Annotated in this window: 1 protein-coding gene; it reads right to left on the reverse strand. The window is 60.4% G+C overall.

What is annotated here, in order from left to right; translation table 11 throughout:
* Positions 1–94 precede the first annotated feature (94 nt).
* The gene (locus NW843_RS04525; RefSeq protein WP_414344800.1) at positions 95–907 is read right to left on the reverse strand and encodes a TatD family hydrolase; all 813 of its coding nucleotides are present in this window, start codon (positions 905–907) and stop codon (positions 95–97) included.
* Positions 908–1073 lie beyond the last annotated feature (166 nt).

Genomic DNA, 1073 nt, shown 5'->3' on the forward strand with positions numbered 1-1073 from the left:
ACCCTACGGGTACAGTGCGGGGCTCCTGCGATTTCTAGCTGAGATCTGGAGCCGGGAATGGCCTACGGCTCACCCACGCCATCGGAAAGCAGAGCTAGAGGAGAGGCAGCTGAAACAGGCGAGCGGCATTTTGGCTGGTTTCTTCTGCCAGTTTTTCCGGTGGGATCCCAAGCAGCTCCGCCAAGGTTTGGGCCACCCGCTGCACATAGGCCGGCTCATTGCGTTTGCCGCGGAAGGGGGTGGGAGCCAGAAAAGGGCAATCGGTTTCCACCAAAAGCTGGGATAGGGGCACCTCCAAGGCCGACCGGCGGACAGTCTCGGCATTTTTGAAAGTGACAATGCCGCTGAAGCTAATGAAGCAGCCCAGCTCGACAAACAGCCGCGTCTCCTCCGGGGATCCGCTCCAGCAATGCATCACCGCCCGCACTGGCCCCCCCGTGGCCATGGCCTCCTTGAGGATGGCGTAGGTGGCTGCTGCCGCCTCGCGGCAATGGACGATCAACGCCAGATCCTGCGCTTGGGCAATGGCAATCTGGGCCCAGAAGGATTCTTTTTGCCGCTCGATATCCGCCGGGTTGGACTTGTAGAAATCCAGGCCCGTCTCCCCGATAGCCACCACTCGCTCGTCGCTGGCGGCCAGGTGGGCGATCTTTTCGGCCAAATCGGGCTGCCACTGGCCCGCCTCCAAAGGGTGCAGCCCCACCGACAAAAATACTTCCGGATACTGGTCGGCAATGGCCTGCAACTGGGGGAATTCTGCCGGTGTTACACAAGAATGCACCAAACGCCGGATCCCCGTCTGACGCCAGCGCTCGGCCACCTGGGGCAGATCCGCGGCAAAATCGGGGTAATTGAGGTGGACGTGAGTATCCACCAAAGGAGCAGCAGGTAAGACAGCGGTGCTCAAGGCTCAGCTCCCCAACAATCGTGTTGCCAACCTTATCCAATTGTAAAAGCTGTCCCCGGCCTGCTTGGGATCCCTTCTGGCGCTCCCGTTTGCCGGCGAGATCCCCTTGCGACGGCTCCTGTGGGAGCATGCCTCTAACCCCCAAAACCCTGAACTTTGCTGAATT

It is taken from the genome of Synechococcus sp. R5-12 (genome assembly GCF_047502655.1).
In the GTDB taxonomy this organism is placed as follows: domain Bacteria; phylum Cyanobacteriota; class Cyanobacteriia; order Thermostichales; family Thermostichaceae; genus Thermostichus.